Origin of the sequence: Ramlibacter sp., assembly GCF_036676645.1 — a bacterium.
Taxonomy (GTDB): Bacteria; Pseudomonadota; Gammaproteobacteria; order Burkholderiales; family Burkholderiaceae_C; genus Ramlibacter.
Map to the genome: position 1 here is coordinate 1 of NZ_JAKFCM010000010.1, position 14,799 is coordinate 14,799.

Below are 14,799 nucleotides of genomic sequence, written 5' to 3' on the forward strand. Positions count from 1 at the left end.
AGGTGCTCCGTCCCGGACGACAGGTCCTGCGTCTTGGCGCGCTGCGAGTTGAGCTTGATCTGCAGCCGCAGGTCGTTGAGCGAGTCGGCGTTGCGGAGCGCGTCCTCGTAGCTGATGACGTTGGCCTCGTAGGCGTCGTACAGCGCCTGGTCGAAGGTCTGCATGCCCAGGTTGCGGCCCTTCTTCATGATCTCCTTGATCTCGGAGACCTCGCCCTTGAAGATCAGGTCGGAGATCAGCGGCGTGTTGAGCATGATCTCCACCACCGCGTGCCGGCCCTTGCCGTCCTGCTTGGGCACCAGCCGCTGCGAAATCATCGCCTTGAGGTTGAGCGACAGGTCCATCAGCAGCTGCGCGCGCCGCTCCTCGGGGAAGAAGTTGATCACCCGGTCCAGCGCCTGGTTGGCGCTGTTGGCGTGCAGCGTGGCCATGCACAGGTGGCCGGTCTCGGCGAAGGCGATCGCGTGCTCCATGGTCTCGCGGTCGCGGATCTCCCCCATCAGGATCACGTCGGGCGCCTGGCGCAGCGTGTTCTTCAGCGCCGCCTCCCAGCTGTCGGTGTCCAGCCCCACCTCGCGCTGCGTGATCACGCAGTTCTTGTGCGGGTGCACGAATTCGACCGGGTCCTCGATCGTGATGATGTGTCCCCAGGAGTTCTCGTTGCGCCAGTCGACCATGGCCGCCAGCGTGGTCGACTTGCCCGAGCCGGTGGCGCCCACCAGGATGCACATGCCCCGCTTGGCCATCACCACTTCCTTGAGCACCTGCGGCACGCCCAGCTTGTCGATGGTGGGCAGCACCTGCGGGATCACCCGCAGCACCATGCCGACCTTGCCCTGCTGCACGAAGGCGTTGACGCGGAAGCGCCCGATGCCCGGCGGCGAGATCGCGAAGTTGCACTCCTTGGTGCGCTCGAATTCCGCCGCCTGCTTGTCGTTCATGATCGAGCGCGCCAGCGCCAGCGTGTGCTGGCCGGACAGCGGCTGCGGCGACACCTTGGTGACCTTGCCGTCCACCTTGATCGCCGGCGGGAAGTCGCCCGTGATGAACAGGTCGCTGCCGTTGCGGCTGATCATCAGCTTGAGCAGGTCGTTGATGAATTTGCTGGCCTGGTCGCGTTCCATTCGCTCGCTCCTTGCGTCGCTTCGCAGGGGCTAGGGGCCAGGGACCAGGGGCCAGGGGAATACCCCTCGTCCCGCCCTCGCGACCAGTCCCTGGTTTTCTGTCTTTTCCCCTAGTCCCCAGCCCCTAGTCCCTAGTCCCTTCAACCAGGAAAGTTCTCCGGGATCTTCGCCTTCGACCGCGCTTCGGCCGGCGAGATCAGGTTGCGCTTGACCAGGTCCGACAGGTTCTGGTCCAGCGTCTGCATGCCGAAGTTGCTGCCGGTCTGGATGGCCGAGTACATCTGCGCCACCTTGGCTTCGCGGATCAGGTTGCGGATGGCCGACGTGCCCAGCATGATCTCGTGCGCCGCGACCCGGCCGGAGCCGTCCTTGGTCTTGCACAGGGTCTGCGAGATCACCGCCTGCAGCGATTCGGACAGCATCGCGCGCACCATCTCCTTCTCCTCGGCCGGGAACACGTCGATGATCCGGTCGATGGTCTTGGCGGCGCTGGAGGTGTGCAGGGTGCCGAACACCAGGTGGCCGGTCTCGGCCGCCGTCATGGCCAGCCGGATCGTCTCCAGGTCGCGCATTTCGCCCACCAGGATGCAGTCGGGGTCCTCGCGCAGCGCCGACTTCAGCGCCGCCGCGAACGACAGCGTCATTGGCCCGACCTCGCGCTGGTTGACCAGGCACTTCTTGGACTCGTGCACGAATTCGATCGGGTCCTCCACCGTCAGGATGTGGCCGTACTCGGTCTCGTTCAGGTGGTTGATCATGGCCGCCAGGGTGGTGGACTTGCCCGAGCCGGTGGGCCCGGTCACCAGTACCATGCCGCGCGGCTTGAGCGCCAGGTCGCCGAAGATCTTGGGGGCGTTGAGCTGCTCCAGGCTCAGGATCTTGGACGGGATGGTCCGGAACACGGCGGCCGCACCGCGGTTCTGGTTGAAGGCGTTGACGCGGAAGCGCGCCAGTCCCTCGATCTCGAACGAGAAGTCGCACTCGAGGAATTCCTCGTACTGCTTGCGCTGGGTGTCGTTCATGATGTCGTACACCATGGCGTGCACCTGCTTGTGGTCCAGCGCCTCGACGTTGATGCGGCGCACGTCGCCGTGCACCCGGATCATGGGCGGCAGGCCGGCCGACAGGTGCAGGTCGGAAGCCTTGTTCTTCACGCTGAATGCCAGCAGCTGGGTAATATCCACCGGATCCCCTCTCAGACGTCTTGCGGTGCGTGTCAAAAGCGCCGGCCGATTATGACGAGCATTCGCCACAACCTCCAGACCGTCCGGGCGCGCATCGCCGCCGCCTGTGCCGCGTCGCACCGCGACGTGGACGAAGTCACGCTGCTGGCCGTCTCCAAGACCTTCGGCCCCGAGGCGGTGCGCGAGGCCCACGCCGGCGGCCAGCTCGCCTTCGGCGAGAACTACATCCAGGAAGCGGTGGAGAAGATGGCGCTGCTGGCCGACCTGCCGCTGCAGTGGCACTGCATCGGCCCGATCCAGAGCAACAAGACCCGGCTGGTGGCGCAGCACTTCGACTGGGCGCACACGGTCGACCGCCTGAAGACCGCGCAGCGCCTGTCCGACCAGCGCCCGGAAGGCAAGCCGCCGCTGTCGGTGTGCATCCAGGTCAACGTCGACGGCGGCGCCAGCAAGTCGGGCGTGCCGCCGGACGAAGCGGCGGGGCTGGCGCGCGAAGTGGCGCGGCTGCCGCGCCTGCGCCTGCGCGGGCTGATGACGATTCCCGAGCCGGCCCCGGACTTCGACGCCCAGCTGCAGGTGCATGCCCGGGCCGCCGCGCTGTTCCGCCAACTGCAGTCCGAGGGGCTGCCGCTGGACACGCTGTCCATGGGCATGAGCGCCGACCTGGAGGCGGCCATCGCCGCCGGCAGCACGATGGTGCGGGTGGGGACCGCGATCTTCGGCAGCCGGCCGCGCCGCTGACGCAGGCTATTTCCGGACGGCGGGCGGCACGGGCGGCTTGACGCTGCCGCAGTCGGCCGACAGCCACTGGCCCGACGATTCCATGTGCGTGGTCTCGGTCTTGCCGCGCTCGGTGCTGGTGATGGTGGTGCGGGACGTGTAGGCCTCGTTGCCCTTCATGGTGATCTGGCTCTCGCCGCGCGAGGGCGGGTTGGTGCAGGTGAACACCACCTTCATCGAGTTCCCGCTGCGCTGCTGCTGCGTGGTCTTGCAGTCACCCTGCGGGCCGGCGATGTCGTTGCGCTCGACCATCTCCCGGGTCATGCACATGCGCATGCCCTTGCCGCCGGGCGCCACCTGCACGCCCTGGCTCGCCATCATGGCCTCCATCTGCTTGCGCTGCTCGGGCGGCATGGACGCCATCTGCTCGCGCATCTGCTTCATGGCTTCGTCCAGCTCGGGATTGCCGTGGAACTTCTGCTGGACCTCCCACAGGCCCGGCTTGAGCGTGGTCTGCGCGGCGGCAGGTGCGAGTGCGCAGGCGGCCAGCAGCGCCAGGGCGTACGGCAGGCTCTTCATCTCTCCCCCTTGGGCGTGGAATGCGCCGATTGTGGCCATGCCCGCCGCTCACGCAAGGGTGGATTGCCGTACCGCGTGTTCCCAGCGCGACATCGCCTCGAGCGCGCGCTCGCGCGGCAGCACCGGCGTGAAGCGCCGCTGCACCTGCCACTGCGCCTGCAGTTCGTCGGTGCCTGCATACACGCCGGCCGACAACCCTGCCAGGTAGGCGGCACCCAGGGCCGTGGTCTCGGTGACGGCCGGCCGCACCACCGGGATGCCCAGCAGGTCGGCCTGGAACTGCATCAGCAGGTCGTTGACGCAGGCGCCCCCGTCCACCCGCAGCTCGGTGACGGGCGCCACGCCCGCGGCCTGCGCGTCGCGTGCCATCGCCTGCAGCAGCGCCGCGCTCTGGTAGGCGATGCTCTCCAGCGCGGCGCGTGCGATGTGGGCCACCGTGGTGCCGCGCGTCAGCCCGGTGATGGTGCCGCGGGCATGAGGCTTCCAGTAGGGCGCGCCCAGCCCGGTGAAGGCCGGCACCAGCATGACGCCACCGGCGTCCGGCACGCTCTCGGCCAGCGCCTGCACCTGCGCGCTGCTCTGGATCGCGCCCAGGCCGTCGCGCAGCCACTGCACCACCGCGCCGCCCACGAACACGCTCCCCTCCATCGCGTACTGCGGCTGCGCCGACGTCTGGGCCGCGCTGGTGGTGAGCAGGCCGTTGGCCGAGCGCTGGAAGCGCCCGCCGGTGTGCATCAGCAGGAAGCAGCCGGTGCCGTAGGTGTTCTTGGCCAGGCCCTCGCGGAAGCACGCCTGGCCGAACAGCGCGCTCTGCTGGTCGCCGGCGACGCCGCCGATGCGCACCGGCGCACCCAGCAGCGATTCCAGCGTGCGGCCATAGTCGGCGCTGGAGGGCAGCACCTGCGGCATCAGCGAGGCGGGCACCTGCAGCAAATCCAGCAGCTCCTGGTCCCAGCGGTTGCGATGCACGTCGAACAGCATCGTGCGCGAGGCATTGGTCACGTCGGTGGCGTGCAGCGCGCCGCCGGTGAGCTGCCACAGCAGCCAGCTGTCGATGGTGCCGAAGGCCAGCTCGCCCCGCTCGGCCGCGGCACGGGCGCCGGGCACGTGGTCCAGCAGCCAGCGGATCTTGGTGCCCGAGAAGTAGGAATCGATCAGCAGGCCGGTGCGCTGCTGGATGCGGTCGGCCTGCCCCTGCTCGCGCAGCTGCGCGCACAGCGGCTCGCCGCGCCGGTCCTGCCAGACGATGGCATGGTGGATCGGCTGCCCGGTCTTGCGGTTCCACACCACCGCGGTCTCGCGCTGGTTGGTGATGCCCAGCGCCGCCACGTCGCGGGCGGCGATGCCGGCCTTCGCCAGCGCCTCCTGCGCGGTGGCCAGCTGGCCGCGCCAGATCTCGATCGGATCGTGCTCGACCCAGCCGGGCTGCGGGTAGACCTGCGGCAGCTCGCGCTGCGCCATGGCGACGATGCCGCCGGCAGCGTCGAAGACGATGCTGCGGGAACTGGAGGTGCCCTGGTCGAGCGCAAGCAGGTAGGTCATCCGGGGATGCTAGCCGCAACCCGGATCGCGCCCGCACCGGCGCCGGTCAGCTCTTGCGGCGCGCCGACAGCTCTTCGATCAGGCCGCGGATGCGCCCCACGTTGAGCGGCTTGGTCAGGTGGGCGTCGAAGCCGGCTTCCATCGACTGCTGCACGTCGGCGTCCTGGCCCCAGCCGGTGGCGGCGATCAGGATCATCGCGCGGCCCCAGTCGGTGGCCCGCAGCCGGCGCGCGACCTCGTGGCCGCTGAGGTCCGGCATGCCGATGTCCAGCAGTGCGACCGCCGGGCGTTCCTGCTCGGCCAGCTGGAGCGCTTCGCCGCCGCTGCGCGCCAGCACCGCCCGGAACCCGGACAGCTCCAGCAGCTTGGCCAGGCCCCAGGCCGCATCGCCGTTGTCGTCGGCCACCAGGATCAGCTCGCCCTCGGCAGCCGCGGCCGGCTCCGGCGCCTGCTGGGGCGGCGGCTCGCCGGCGATGGACGCAGCACCGGCGGCGTCGCGCAGCAGCGGCAGCCCCACCCGCACCTGGCAGCCCTGCCCCAGGCCGGCCGAGCTGGCCATGATCCAGCCGCCGTGCAGCTCGACGATGTTGCGCGCCAGCGCCAGCCCGATGCCCAGCCCGCCGTTGGAGCGGTCGAGCGAGCCCTGGCCCTGCGAGAACAGGTCGAACATGCGGTCGATCTGCGACGGGTCGATGCCGATGCCGTTGTCCGACACCTCGATCACCACCTCGTCGTGGAAGACCTCGGCCGAGACATCGATGCGGCCGCTCTCGGGGGTGTACTTGGCCGCGTTGGTGACCAGGTTGGACACCACCTGCGCCAGCCGCATCGGATCGCCGTCGACCTGCACCGACGGTGGCGGCAGATGCACCACCAGCTCGTGCGAAGCCGCCTGCACCAGCGGCCGGGTCGCCTCGAGGGCCGACTGGATCACGACGGCCACCGCCACCGGGTGGCGCGTCATGCTCAGTCGCCCGAGGGTCAGCCGGGAGACGTCCAGCAGTTCGTCCAGCAGCGCCTTCATCGCGCGCGCCTGCCGCTGCACCACCTCGGCGGCCTTCTGCCGGGCCGACTCGGGCAGGCGCGCCATCAGCAGCAGCTCCGACGCGCTGGCGATCGACGCCAGCGGATTGCGCAGCTCGTGCGACAACACGGCCAGGAAACGGTCCTTGTTGGCGTCCGACGCCTCCAGCGCGCGCCGGGCCTGCTCCGTTTCCTGCAGGGCCTGGCGCAACTCGGCCTGGCTGCGCTCGATCGCCTGTTGCGCCTCGCGCGCCTGGCTGCAGTCGCGCAGGATCTTGACGAAGCCGACCGCCTGCCCGGCGCCGTCGCGCATCAGCATGATCACGCCCTCCGCCCAGAAGCGGCTGCCGTCGCGACGCAGGTGCGTGCGGTCGCCGCCGGCGCGCTCGTGCAGCAGGGCGCCCTGCGCTTCGGCGTCCGGGGCCCCGGCGGCGCGGTCCTCCGGCGTGAAGATCAGGTCGGCCGGCCGGCCGAGGATCTCGGCCTCGGAGTAGCCCAGCAGGCGCTCGGCCCCCGCGTTCCATCGCGTCACGCGGCGCTGCAGGTCCATCGAGAAGATCGCGTACTCGCGTGCGTTCTCCACCATCAGCCGCAGCCGCTCCTCGCTGGCCCTGAGCGCCGCGCTGGCCTGCAGCGCCGCGCTCATGTCGCGCGCGATGGCGGTGCCGCCGATGACGTCGCCGTCCGGACCGTGGATGGGCGAGACGCGCACGGAAATGGGTGCGTCCGTGCCGTCCTTGCGGCGCCGCACGGCCTCGTACTGGATGGCCTGGCCCAGGCGGATGCGCCGCATGTTCTCGTGGTACTCGGCCTCGCGGCCCGGCGCCAGCATGAACAGCGTCCGCCCGACCACCTCCTGCGCCGGGTAGCCGTAGAGGCGCTCGGCGCCGGCGTTCCAGCTCAGGATGGTGAAGTCGACCGAGAAGCTGATGATCGCGTCGGTGGACGAGTGGACCACCGTGGACAGCCAGCGCAGCTGCTCGCCGGCCTGCTTGCGCTCCGTGACATCCAGGAAGGACAGCGCCACGCCGGCCGCACCGGCCTGCGCGGCGGGGTACGGCAGCAGCCGCGCCAGGTAGCAGCGGCCGGCGCGGTCGCCGACCTCGCGCTCGAACGGCTCCACCCGCTCCAGCACGCGGCGGGCGTCGGCCGCCAGCTCGGCATAGTCCAGCGGCGTCGCGAGGTCGGTCAGCCGCCGCCCCTGGTCGGCCGGGATCAGGCTGAACAGGCGGGTCGCCGAGGGCGTGTAGCGCCGCACGCGCAGCTGCGGATCGACGAACACGGTGGCCATGCCGGTCGCCTCCAGCAACTCGAGCAGCTCGCGATTGGTGCGCTCGAGTTCGGCCTGGCCCGCGTCCGCGGCCAGCGCGCAGCGTTCGAACAGCACCAGCATCGAGCCGGGCGCCAGGTCGGCCGCCGGGACCACGCGAACCGACAGGCCGTGCCGACCGTCTTCGCCGTCCAGCTCCACCGGTTCCGACCGGGCCTCCGCCTGGGTCCGGGCGGCCTGGAGCAGCGTGGCAGCCAGCACCGGGCGCAGTGCCGGGTCGGCCAGCTCGAGCAGATCGTGGGAGGGGCCGCCGCCGCGCCATTGCAGGTAGCGGCCCGCCTGGGGGGACAAATGGACGACCGCGCGGCGGGCATCGACCAGCACCGAAGGCGGCCCCAGCCGCTCCAGCAGCTTCAGGTGCAGGTCGGCCGGCGCGGCGCGGCGGCCCGGAAAACGCTCGACACCCGGCTGCTGCGGCGCTGCGCTGCCGCGCTCGGCGAGGCGTTCGGAGGGAGGACTACCGGAAGGCTCCTCCGGCGGGTCGGGCTGCGCAGCTGTCATGCTCCTGCCGGCGAACGGGAGTGAGCGGCCGATTATGCGCCGCGTCCGACAGCAGTCGCGCCCTGCCGACTACGCAACAGCAGCGGCGACGCACCCACACTGCGGCCAGACCACAGGAGAACCCCATGGCCTACAGCAGCATCCTGGGCGCCGACCCCGCGCCCGTCCAGCCCCGCGGCCGAGACAGCGACGCGCTCGGCCCGAGCGACAACTCCGACACCGGCAGCGACGCGCGCGGCACGCGCGAGGTGCACGCCGACTCCGACGGCCCCGGCACCGGCGAGCGAGCCGGGGTGTTCGGCGGCGACTTCGAGGAGGGCGCCGACATCGCCCCCGATCGGGTGGTGCACATGGGCGCCGGCGGGGAGGAAGAAGAGGAAGAGGCCGGCCCCGGGTCCGGCAACGGTTTCCCGGAAGCCGACCCCGACAGCCAGGAGTTCACCGACCTCGACTCCGACAGCGAACCCGAAGCCGACGGCGACGCCCAACGCTGAGCCATCGGGGTCGGATGCGCGTGGCGTCGCGCTGGCGCTGCGTTGCCGCGCGCCGCCTGACGGCTCAGCGCGTGCCCCGCGGTGCCTCCTGGCGGCCCGGCTGGGCCGCCTCCGGCTCCGCTTGCGCCGGCGGTGGCGCGCCCATGGCGCGGGTCGGATCGGCCGGCGCCGCGGCCGGGGGCGGCAGCGGAATCGCCGCCATCGACGGATCCGGCTGGCGCTTCCAGTCCAGGGTCCAGGCCAGCGCCAGCACGAACAGCACGTGCGCCACGATGGCGACCGGCAGGCCGCGCAGGATCACGCGCCGCGGCCGGGGCGGACTGAAATCCTGCTGCTCGACGGCGGGGTCCATGGCGGAAGAAGGCGGCTGCAACCCGCCAGACTAGCGCCGCACCGCGACGGGCGGCCGGGTGGTTGACACTTTGGCGCCGACGTGACGCGGCGGAAACGGCGGGCCTCAGCGCACCAGCGTGGAGGCGCCGAACAGGCTCTGCACGAACTCCACCGCCAGCTCGGCGGTGCGGTTGCGCACATCCAGCGCCGGGTTGATCTCCACCACGTCCAGCGAGCCGAGCCGGCCGGTGTCGGCGATCATTTCCATGCACAGCTGCATCTCGCGGTAGGTGGGGCCGCCGCGCACGCCGGTGCCCACGCCGGGCGCCTCCATCGGGTCCAGGCAGTCGAGGTCGAAGCTCACGTGCAGGTGGGTGTCCTCGTGCACGTCGGCCAGCACCTCGGCCATGGTGGTGCGCATGCCGTGCTCGTCGAGGTGGCGCATGTCGAACACCTGCAGGCCAAGCGCGCGGATGGCCTGCTTCTCGTCGGCATCGACGCTGCGGATGCCGATGAAGTCGATCTGGTCCGGCGCGATCGCCGCCGGCTCGCCGCTCCAGCCCACCAGCGGCTGGGGCCCGTGCCCCAGCAGGCAGGCCACCGGCATGCCGTGCAGGTTGCCGCTGGGGCTGATGGCTTCGGTGTTGACGTCGGTGTGGGCGTCCAGCCAGACCACCCGCAGCCGCTTGCCCCGGGCCCGGCAGTGGCGCGCCACGGCGCTGATCGAGCCGATCGCCAGGCAGTGGTCGCCGCCCATCAGCAGCGGCACGTGGCCCTCGGCCAGCGCCTGCTCGACGGCGCCGTACACGCTCCAGTTCCAGGCGACCACCTCGTCCAGGTGGCGCAGCCCGCCGTGCGGCGGCTCCCAGGGATTGGGCGGCCCGGACAGGTTGCCCCGGTCCACCACCTCCAGCCGGTCCGCGCGCAGCGCCTCCATGAGGCCGGCCACCCGCAGCGCGTCGGGCCCCATGCCGGCGCCACGCACGCTGGCGCCGACGTCGGTGGGGGCGCCGATGAGGCTGACGGTCCGGTCTGTGCCCATGGCGCGATTGTCGGGCCGATGGCGCGCGCGTGGGGCGGTGCCCTGCCAGCTTCGCGGGGACGACTCTCCTGCCTTCAGGCGGCTTCCGAGCTCCCTTCGCGGCGCGCGGCCAGCCCCTTGCCCAGGACCAGCACCAGCAGCGCACCGGCGACGGCGAAGCCGTATTCCCAGACCTTGGAGTCGGGCAGGTGTGCGTGCAGCGCCGGGTCGGTGAAGATCATGTGCCCCGCGATCCAGCCCAGCAGCATGCCGCCCAGCGTGATGATGATCGGGAAGCGGTCCATCAGCTTGAGCACCAGCTGGCTGCCGGCCACGATGATCGGGATGCTGACGATCAGGCCGAAGATCACCAGGAACAGCTGGTGCTGGCCGGCGTTCTCGGCGGCGCCCGCGATGGCCAGCACGTTGTCCACGCTCATCACCAGGTCGGCCACGATCACGGTCTTGACGGCGCCCCACAGCTTGTCGCTGGACGCCACGCTGGCGTGGTCGTCCTCGTCCCCGGGCGGCAGCAGCAGCTTGACGCCGATCCACACCAGCAGCAGGCCGCCCACCACCTTCAGGTACGGAATGGCGAGCAGGGCGAGCGCGAAGGCGATCAGGATCACGCGCAGCACGATGGCGCCCGCGGTCCCGTAGATGATGCCCAGCTTGCGCTGCTGCTTGGGCAGCCCGCGGCAGGCCAGCGCGATCACCACGGCGTTGTCGCCGCCCAGCAGGATGTCGATCAGGATGATCTGGCCGACGGCGAGCCAGAACGCGGGGGTCAGTATCTCGAGCATGGAAAAGTCTGCTGCGTGTTCTTCGAAGGTGGCGCGGCGCGGCGGCCGCAGGCACCGCGCGAGACCGGCGTGGCCGCGGCCGCGCGGGCAGGCAGCCCATGGGAGGGCCAGCCGGAATTATCCGCCCTCCCTCGCACGGCGGCCGCTGCGGCAACCCCTTACCCCTGCCCCGTGCGCGGCCCGGCCGCCTTCGCCCCTTCGTTCTACGGGTTGGCCGCATGGCCCGGACGCACCATCCGGCCGAAGATCGTGGCCCCGGAGACCGCCATGAACCTGCCCGACCGCTTCCATGACGTCGACCAGCTCGAAGACGCGATGTCGCAACCGTCGGCGGCCCTGGCGCAGGCCCTGCAGCGCGCACCGGGCGACATCCTGGTGCTGGGGGTGGGCGGCAAGATGGGGCCCACGCTGGCCCGCATGGCCAAGCGCGCCGACCCCGGCCGGCGCGTCATCGGCGTGGCGCGCTTCTCGCAGCCGGGCCTGCGCCAGGAGCTGCAGCGCGAGGGCATCGACTGCCTGGAGGCCGACCTGCTCTCGCGCGAGGCGCTGGCCGACCTGCCGGATGCGCCCAACGTGGTGTTCATGGCCGGCCGCAAGTTCGGCTCCACCGGCAGCGAATGGCTGACCTGGGCGATGAACGCCCACGTGCCGGCGCTGGTGGCCGAGCGCTTTGCCCGCTCGCGCATCGTGGCGTTCTCCACCGCCTGCGTGTACCCCTTCGTCGACACCCGCGGGCCGGGCGCGCCGGAGTCGCTGCCGCCCACGGCGCCCTCGGGCGAGTACGCCAACTCCTGCGTGGCGCGCGAGCGGCTGTTCCAGCACTTCTCGCACCGGCACGGCACGCCCGGGCGGCTGCTGCGCCTGTCCTACGCGATCGACATGCGCTACGGCGTGCTGCACGACGTGGCGCAGAAGGTGCTTCGGCGCCAGCCGATCGACCTGGCCATGGGCCACGCCAACGTCATCTGGCAGGGCGAGGCCAACGACTGGGCGCTGCGCACGCTGGCGCACTGCGACACCCCCACCTCGCCGCTGAACCTGAGCGGCCCGCGCATCGCGATCTGCGAGGTGGCCATGGGATTGGGCGAGCGCCTCGGCCTCGAACCGATCCTGCAGGGCGAGGAAGCGCCCACGGCCTGGCTGGTGGACTGCAGCGAAGCCTTCCGCCTGTTCGGCCCGCCGCAGGTCGGGATCGAGCGCATGCTGGACTGGACCGCCGACTGGGTGGCGCGCGGCGGCGCCAGCCTGGGCAAGCCCACCCACTACGAGGCGCGCGACGGAAAGTACTGACCCACCCCCGAAGCGGCCTCCCGGCCGCGCCCCCTCGAGGGGGCGCCACCAGCGGCCCGGCGGAGCCGGTTCCGCGGTGGCACTGGAAGGGGCCTCTGGAGTTCTTTGAAATGCACTGGAACGAGATACCTCCCGAGAGCCTGGCCGTGCTGCGCCGCGGCGCCGTCATCCCGGCGCACCTGCTGGCCCTGGACGGCCAGCGCCGCCTGGACGAACGGCGCCAGCGCGCGCTGACCCGCTACTACCTCGATGCCGGCGCCGGCGGGGTCGCCGTCGGCGTGCATTCGACCCAGTTCGCGATCCGCGACGTCGGGCTGTACGAGCCGGTGCTGTCGCTGGCCATGCAGACGGCGCGCGACTGGGAGCCGCTGGGCGGGCGCCGGCCGCTGTTCATGGTGGCGGGCCTGTCCGGCGCCACCGGACAGGCGGTGCGCGAGGCGGAACTCGCGCGCCGCCTCGGCTACCACGCCGGCCTGCTCAGCCTGGCGGCGATGAAGGGCAGCACCGAGGACCAGCTGGTCGCCCACTGCGAAGCGGTGGCCGGCGTCCTGCCGCTGGTGGGCTTCTACCTGCAGCCGGCGGTGGGCGGCATCCCCCTGACGGCCGCGTTCTGGCGGCGCTTCGCCGCCATCGACAACGTGGTCGCGATCAAGATGGCGCCCTTCAACCGCTACCGCACGCTGGACGTGATCCGCGGCGTGGTGGCCGCCGGCGCCGGCGACCGGGTGACGCTGTACACCGGCAACGATGACCACATCGTGCTGGACCTGCTGTGCCCCTTCACGTTCGTGCACGAAGGCCGGCCGGTGACCGTGCGCATCCGCGGCGGCCTGCTCGGGCACTGGAGCGTGTGGACGCAACGCGCCGTGCAGCTGCTCGAGCGCATCCACGCCGCGGTGGACAGCGGCCAGGCGCCGGCCGAGCTGCTGGCGCTGGACGCGCAGGTGACCGACTGCAATGCGGCCCTGTTCGACGTGGCGCACGACTTCCACGGCTGCATCGCCGGCTGCCACGAGGTGCTGCGGCAGCAGGGACTGCTGCAGGGCATCTGGTGCCTGGATCCGGCCGAAGGGCTCAGTGCCGGGCAATCGGAAGAGCTCGCGCGCGTGCAGCGCGACTACCCGCACCTGGTCGACGACGCCTTCGTGGCGCAGCACCGCGCGCGCTGGCTGGCCTGAGCGGGCGCGGCGCAGCGACGGCGCGCCCCCGGAGAATCCTCCGTTGACAGGCCCGGCACGGCGGGCCTAGAGTGCATCAATTCACCATTTGGGGAATTGCATCGGAGACGAACATGCACAAGCGCTTCCTTCTCAAGTCCCTCGCAGCCGCCGCACTGGCCCTGGGCCTCGCGACCCCCGCACTGGCGCAGCAGTGGAAACCCACCAAGCCGATCAACCTGATCGTCCCGTGGGCCGCCGGCGGCTCGACCGACCAGATCACCCGCGTCACCGCGGCGGAACTGGAGAAGGTGCTGGGGCAGAAGATCATCGTGGTCAACCAGCCGGGCGCATCCGGCTCCATCGGCACCAAGAACGCCTGGGATGCGGCCAGGGACGGCTACACCTGGACGGCCGGCGCCGCGCAGGACCTGGGGGCCTACCAGGCGCTGGGCATGCTGGACGTGCCGGCCCGGGACTGGCACCTGTTCCTCTCCGTGGCCAACATCGCGGTGGTCGGCGCCGGCGCCAACACGCCCTACAAGGACATGAAGCAGCTGCTGGACGCGATGAAGGCCAAGCCCGGCGAGATCAAGGTCGCCACGGCCGGCGTCACCTCCGGCGGGCACAACGCGATGGAAGCGATTTCGCGCGCCACGGGCGTCAAGTACCGCCACGTCACCTACGACGGCGGCAACCCCGCCGTGGTGGCCACCGTGTCGGGCGAGACCGACATCACCACCCAGCTGGCGGTGGAGCAGGCCGAGATGATCCGCGGCAAGCGCATCCGGCCGCTGGCCACCGTGTCCGACCAGGCGCTGGAGATCGAGGGCTACGGCCCCATCGAGCCGATCAGCAAGACCATCCCCGGCTTCACGGCGCCGGCCAACTACTTCGGCATCTTCATCCCCAAGGGCGTGCCGCCCGAGGTGGTGGGCACGATGCAGAAGATCTGGTCCGAGAACATCGCCAACAACGCTGCCATCAAGGCCTACGCGGTCAACCGCGGCGCGCTGTTCAAGCCGGTCGCCGGCGACGCCGCGCTGGCCGCCGCCATGCCGGCGATCCAGGCCAACGCCTGGCTGCTGCACGCCACCGGCAAGACCAAGGTGTCGCCCGACCAGGTGGGCATCCCCAAGCCCTGAGCCCAACGCGATGAGCATGGAATCGGCGCCCGAGGGCGCCGTTTCGCCGCGGGCCGACCTGGTGTCGGCGCTGGTGTGGACCGCCTTCGGCGCGTTCGTCTTCGTCGGCGCCTGGCGCATGGACCGGCTGGAGCACCTGCACATCAACCCGTACGAGATCCCCGGCCTGGTGCCGATGCTGCTCGGCGGGGCCCTGCTGCTGCTGGGCCTGGTGCTGGTGGGGCGCGCGATCCTGCGCGGCGGCCTGCAGGCATCCGGCGCGCCGGCGGCCGGTCCGGCGCAGGCCGGCAACCGCCGCTACATGGCGGCCGTGGTCGGCGCCATGCTGGCCTATTCGGTCGTGCTGGTCGGCCACGGCCTGCCGTTCTGGCTGGCCACGCTGCTGTTCGTGGCCGGTTTCATCTTCTGCTTCGACCGCGCGCGGCAGGGCTCGCTGGGCCGCGGCGTGCTGCACCAGGCGCTGCTGGCGCTGGCCTATGGCGCCGTCACCAGCGCGGTGGTCACGCTGGTGTTCCAGGACATCTTCTACGTCCGGCTTCCCTGAGTCCCCCGT

Annotated in this window: 14 protein-coding genes; 6 read left to right on the top strand and 8 right to left on the bottom strand. The window is 71.3% G+C overall.

All coding sequences use genetic code 11. The features are described 5' to 3' along the window. Window positions 1-1,124, bottom strand: a 1,124-nt coding sequence (locus V6M57_RS01005; protein WP_332813112.1) for a PilT/PilU family type 4a pilus ATPase, incomplete at its 3' end; no start/stop codon positions are given. A gap of 140 nt (window positions 1,125-1,264) precedes the next feature. Continuing rightward, window positions 1,265-2,308, bottom strand: a complete 1,044-nt coding sequence (locus tag V6M57_RS01010; RefSeq protein WP_332813113.1) for a type IV pilus twitching motility protein PilT — start codon at window positions 2,306-2,308, stop codon at window positions 1,265-1,267. 51 nt (window positions 2,309-2,359) lie between these two features. Here V6M57_RS01010 and V6M57_RS01015 point away from each other — a divergent pair, with 51 nt between their 5' ends. Continuing rightward, complete coding sequence (locus V6M57_RS01015) at window positions 2,360-3,049, top strand: YggS family pyridoxal phosphate-dependent enzyme (protein ID WP_332813114.1); 690 nt, start codon at window positions 2,360-2,362, stop codon at window positions 3,047-3,049. 6 nt (window positions 3,050-3,055) lie between these two features. Here the strand turns inward: V6M57_RS01015 and V6M57_RS01020 are convergent, their stop codons facing one another. Genes V6M57_RS01020 through V6M57_RS01030 form a run of 3 tightly spaced genes read right to left on the bottom strand, consistent with a single transcriptional unit; the run spans window position 3,056 to window position 8,003 of the window. Continuing rightward, the gene (locus V6M57_RS01020) at window positions 3,056-3,607 is read right to left on the bottom strand and encodes a DUF3617 domain-containing protein (RefSeq protein ID WP_332813115.1); all 552 of its coding nucleotides are present in this window, start codon (window positions 3,605-3,607) and stop codon (window positions 3,056-3,058) included. 48 nt (window positions 3,608-3,655) lie between these two features. Continuing rightward, window positions 3,656-5,149, bottom strand: a complete 1,494-nt coding sequence (gene glpK, locus V6M57_RS01025) for a glycerol kinase GlpK (RefSeq protein ID WP_332813116.1) — start codon at window positions 5,147-5,149, stop codon at window positions 3,656-3,658. Between the two features lie 46 nt (window positions 5,150-5,195). Next, entirely contained in the window at window positions 5,196-8,003 is a 2,808-nt protein-coding gene (locus V6M57_RS01030) for a PAS domain S-box protein (RefSeq protein WP_332813117.1), read from the bottom strand. A gap of 125 nt (window positions 8,004-8,128) precedes the next feature. On the opposite strand from V6M57_RS01030, the gene V6M57_RS01035 reads away from it, so the two are divergent. Beyond that, window positions 8,129-8,497 carry a hypothetical protein gene (locus tag V6M57_RS01035; RefSeq protein WP_332813118.1) on the top strand — a complete coding sequence of 123 codons (369 nt, stop codon included), beginning with the start codon at window positions 8,129-8,131 and terminating at the stop codon, window positions 8,495-8,497. A gap of 64 nt (window positions 8,498-8,561) precedes the next feature. Here V6M57_RS01035 and V6M57_RS01040 read toward each other — a convergent pair whose 3' ends face one another. From V6M57_RS01040 to V6M57_RS01050, 3 genes are all read right to left on the bottom strand, one after another. Beyond that, window positions 8,562-8,849: a hypothetical protein gene (locus tag V6M57_RS01040; protein ID WP_332813119.1), complete on the bottom strand. Its 288-nt coding sequence runs from the start codon at window positions 8,847-8,849 to the stop codon at window positions 8,562-8,564. A 105-nt stretch (window positions 8,850-8,954) separates the two neighbouring features. Next, complete coding sequence (rocF, locus tag V6M57_RS01045) at window positions 8,955-9,872, bottom strand: arginase (protein WP_332813120.1); 918 nt, start codon at window positions 9,870-9,872, stop codon at window positions 8,955-8,957. Between the two features lie 74 nt (window positions 9,873-9,946). Continuing rightward, window positions 9,947-10,654, bottom strand: a complete 708-nt coding sequence (locus V6M57_RS01050) for a TerC family protein (RefSeq protein WP_332813121.1) — start codon at window positions 10,652-10,654, stop codon at window positions 9,947-9,949. 267 nt (window positions 10,655-10,921) lie between these two features. Here V6M57_RS01050 and V6M57_RS01055 point away from each other — a divergent pair, with 267 nt between their 5' ends. From V6M57_RS01055 to V6M57_RS01070, 4 genes are all read left to right on the top strand, one after another. Then, window positions 10,922-11,944, top strand: coding sequence for an NAD-dependent epimerase/dehydratase family protein (locus V6M57_RS01055; RefSeq protein WP_332813122.1), 1,023 nt, complete (start codon window positions 10,922-10,924; stop codon window positions 11,942-11,944). Between the two features lie 110 nt (window positions 11,945-12,054). Beyond that, window positions 12,055-13,122 carry a dihydrodipicolinate synthase family protein gene (locus V6M57_RS01060; RefSeq protein ID WP_332813123.1) on the top strand — a complete coding sequence of 356 codons (1,068 nt, stop codon included), beginning with the start codon at window positions 12,055-12,057 and terminating at the stop codon, window positions 13,120-13,122. A gap of 113 nt (window positions 13,123-13,235) precedes the next feature. Beyond that, window positions 13,236-14,246, top strand: coding sequence for a Bug family tripartite tricarboxylate transporter substrate binding protein (locus tag V6M57_RS01065; protein ID WP_332813124.1), 1,011 nt, complete (start codon window positions 13,236-13,238; stop codon window positions 14,244-14,246). A 10-nt stretch (window positions 14,247-14,256) separates the two neighbouring features. Beyond that, window positions 14,257-14,790: a tripartite tricarboxylate transporter TctB family protein gene (locus tag V6M57_RS01070; protein WP_332813125.1), complete on the top strand. Its 534-nt coding sequence runs from the start codon at window positions 14,257-14,259 to the stop codon at window positions 14,788-14,790. Window positions 14,791-14,799 lie beyond the last annotated feature (9 nt).